General features: G+C 68.8%; 4 protein-coding genes. All 4 read left to right on the top strand.

The window, feature by feature from the left end; genetic code table 11:
- Positions 1-105: 105 nt before the first annotated feature.
- The 4 genes from tnpA to ACPEES_RS23080 are packed head-to-tail and all read left to right on the top strand — an operon-like array spanning position 106 to position 2,726.
- A complete protein-coding gene (gene tnpA, locus ACPEES_RS23095; RefSeq protein WP_435106806.1) occupies positions 106-504 on the top strand; it encodes an IS66-like element accessory protein TnpA in 399 nt (132 codons plus the stop codon).
- The gene (tnpB, locus tag ACPEES_RS23090) at positions 501-848 is read left to right on the top strand and encodes an IS66 family insertion sequence element accessory protein TnpB (protein ID WP_435106804.1); all 348 of its coding nucleotides are present in this window, start codon (positions 501-503) and stop codon (positions 846-848) included. Before tnpA ends, tnpB begins: the two co-directional genes overlap by 4 nt.
- 40 nt (positions 849-888) lie before the next feature.
- Positions 889-2,469: an IS66 family transposase gene (gene tnpC, locus ACPEES_RS23085; RefSeq protein ID WP_435106802.1), complete on the top strand. Its 1,581-nt coding sequence runs from the start codon at positions 889-891 to the stop codon at positions 2,467-2,469.
- Between the two features lie 14 nt (positions 2,470-2,483).
- A complete protein-coding gene (locus ACPEES_RS23080) occupies positions 2,484-2,726 on the top strand; it encodes a hypothetical protein (protein WP_435106800.1) in 243 nt (80 codons plus the stop codon).
- The last annotated feature ends 45 nt before the right edge of the window (positions 2,727-2,771 follow it).

Genomic DNA, 2,771 nt, shown 5'->3' with positions numbered 1-2,771 from the left:
CGTAAGCGTCCGGTGCATACCGCCTTCCGGGCTGTCCGGTGATTGGCGATGATCGTGTCTGCGTTAGCGACGTGGGCACCTGGTAGGTGTCCACCTGGAGGCGAAGTGGACACCAACGCAGGACACGCCCCGAAGGCTAGCGGCGACAGGCGCCGGCGTTTCTCGGTCGCTTACAAGCGCCGGATGGTCGAGGAGACGCTGGCCGAGGGCGCTTCGGTCTCGGTGGTCGCCCGGCGGCATGACGTCAACGCCAATCAGCTGTTCAAGTGGCGCAAGCTCTACCGGGAAGGCCTGCTGGAGGAGGCAGGCGGTTGCAACGCCGCGCTTGTCCCGATCCAGGTGGCCGATCCGCCCACCGCGACAGCCGAGCCACTGCGTTCCCCACGGCCACGCTCAGGTGATGGCGAGGTGGAGATTGAGCTTCGCGGTGGCCATCGGGTGGTCGTCCGCGGCGGCGGCGACGCTGAGGCGCTGCGCGTGGCGTTGGAGGTGCTGGGCCGATGATGGCGCCACCGACGGGCACGCGCATCTATCTCGTCGCCGGTGTCACCGATATGCGCAAGGGCTTCGACGGGCTCGCCGCGATGGTGGCCCAGCGGCTGAGCAAGGATCCGTTCTCCGGGCAGATCTTCGTCTTCCGGGGCCGGCGCGGCGATCGCATCAAGCTGCTGTGGTGGGACGGCCAGGGCTTGTGCCTATACGCTAAGCGCCTGGAGCGCGGCCGGTTCGTGTGGCCACGCCTCGAGCACGGGGCGATTCACCTCACCGCGGCGCAGTTGGCGATGCTCCTCGAGGGGATCGACTGGCGCACGCCGCAGCGCACGTTCGACCCGCAACACGCCGCGTAGGCGGCGTGCCCCGCTGGGCGGTCCTCGATATAATGCGCGCATGCCGACGACGCCCGCCAACACCGCGGAACAGCCCGAGGAGGTCGCTGCCCTGCGCGCCGAGCTTGCGGCTAGCCGTGCGGAGTTGGCGGCGCTGCGTAGCCGGCTCCAGCACCGCGACTGTGAGCTCGAGAAACTCAAGCTCGAGCTCGCCCGGCTCAAGCGCCAGCAGTTCGGCCGTTCCTCGGAGCGGCTCGATGCGCAGATCGCGCAGCTCGAATTCGCCATCGAGGAGAGAGAAGCCGCGCAGACCGAGGTCGACAGCGATCAGCCCAAGCCGCCGTCCTCGTCATCATCTTCGTCCCCCACACGCCCAGCACGGCAGTCCTTGCCGGCGGATCTCCCCCGCGAAGATCAGGTGCACGCGGCTGCGTGCACCTGTCCGGCGTGCGGTGGCGCGCTTACCTACCTCGGTGAGGACGTCAGCGAGGTGCTCGAGTACGTGCCGGCGTCGTTCAAGGTCGTGCGCCACATCCGCCCCAAGCACCGCTGCGGCCAGTGCGGGGTGATCGACCAGGCACCGGCCGCCGAGCGGGCGATCGAGCGCGGCTTGGCCGGTCCCGGACTGCTCGCCCAAGTGCTGGTGGCTAAGTATTGTGACCATCTGCCGTTGTACCGCCAGTCGGCGATCTACGCTCGCGAGGGTGTGTCGCTCACACGCTCGACGCTGGCCGATTGGGTGGGGGCGAGCACGGCGCTGCTGGCCCCGCTAGGAGAGGCGCTGCAGCGCCACATCCTTGCCGGCGCCACGGTTCATGCCGATGACACGCCGGTGCCGGTGCTCGCACCGGGCCGTGGACGCACGCGCACAGCGAGGTTGTGGACCTACGTGCGCGACGAGAGCGCCGCGGGCGGCGAGACCCCACCGGCGGTGGTGTTCCGCTACTCCCCGGATCGCAAGGGTATTCATCCCCAACGGCACCTGAACACGTTCACGGGCGTACTCCAGGCCGATGGCTACGCCGGCTTCCGGCCGCTGTATGACAGTGGCCGCGTCCGGGAGGCGGCCTGCTGGGCGCACGTGCGGCGCAAGTTTCATGACATCGAGCAGGCCAACGGCTCCCCGCTCGCCCGCGAGGCACTGGAGCGCATCGCCGCGCTGTACATCGTCGAGGCCGATCTCCGGGGCAAGCCGCCGGCTATCCGCCGCGCCGAGCGCCAGGCCCGGGCGGGGCCGCAGCTCGACGCCCTGCATGCCTGGTTCACCGCCACCCTCCAGCGCGTCTCCGCGAAGTCGGCCTTCGCGGTTGCGGTGCGCTATGCGCTCGGGCGCTGGACGGCGCTGACGCGCTACTGCGACGACGGCCGCCTGGAGATCGACAACAACGCCGCCGAGCGGGCGCTGCGCACCGTGGCCCTGGGCCGCAAAAACTACCTCTTTGCCGGCTCCGACCGCGGCGGTGACAGCGCGGCGCTGGTCTACAGCCTTATCGGCACCGCCCGGATGAACGGTATCGATCCTTACGCCTACCTGCGCGCCGTGCTCGAGCGCATCGGCCAGCATCCGATCAACCGCATCGATGAGCTGCTGCCCTGGAACATCACAATCAATGACCCGCAGCCCCAGGCTACAGCCGCCTGATCAGGGAGTGCATCATGGCGCACATCAGCGAACTCCACTTGCCGAACATCGACACGCTGCTCGCTGACGACGGCCACATCAACATCGGCCACTTGGATCCGGTCGGTCAGGTCGCCGTTGCGACTGACGAGCACAACGCCCTCGCCATGCTCCGGCGCCGGCCGCACGAGTCCCTCGCCGACATCCTATTGCGGCTCGACGCGGCCATCGAGGCCGCCACCGAACACGGCGAGTTCACCGACGAGATCAACACGTAACCATCACCCCGCTCTCGCGCAAGACGGTCGTCAGCGGACGCTTAC

Origin of the sequence: Arhodomonas sp. AD133, assembly GCF_051195215.1 — a bacterium.
Lineage (GTDB): Bacteria > Pseudomonadota > Gammaproteobacteria > Nitrococcales > Nitrococcaceae > Arhodomonas.
Note: the sequence above shows the minus strand (reverse complement) of the source record. Positions and strands in the feature narration are given on the sequence as shown.

Bases quoted from the DNA above. Each gene is read 5' to 3' on its own strand.
- tnpB (WP_435106804.1), top strand. From the start codon at position 501: ATGATGGCGCCACCGACGGGCACGCGCATCTATCTCGTCGCCGGTGTC.
- tnpC (WP_435106802.1), top strand. From the start codon at position 889: ATGCCGACGACGCCCGCCAACACCGCGGAACAGCCCGAGGAGGTCGCT.
- ACPEES_RS23080 (WP_435106800.1), top strand. From the start codon at position 2,484: ATGGCGCACATCAGCGAACTCCACTTGCCGAACATCGACACGCTGCTC.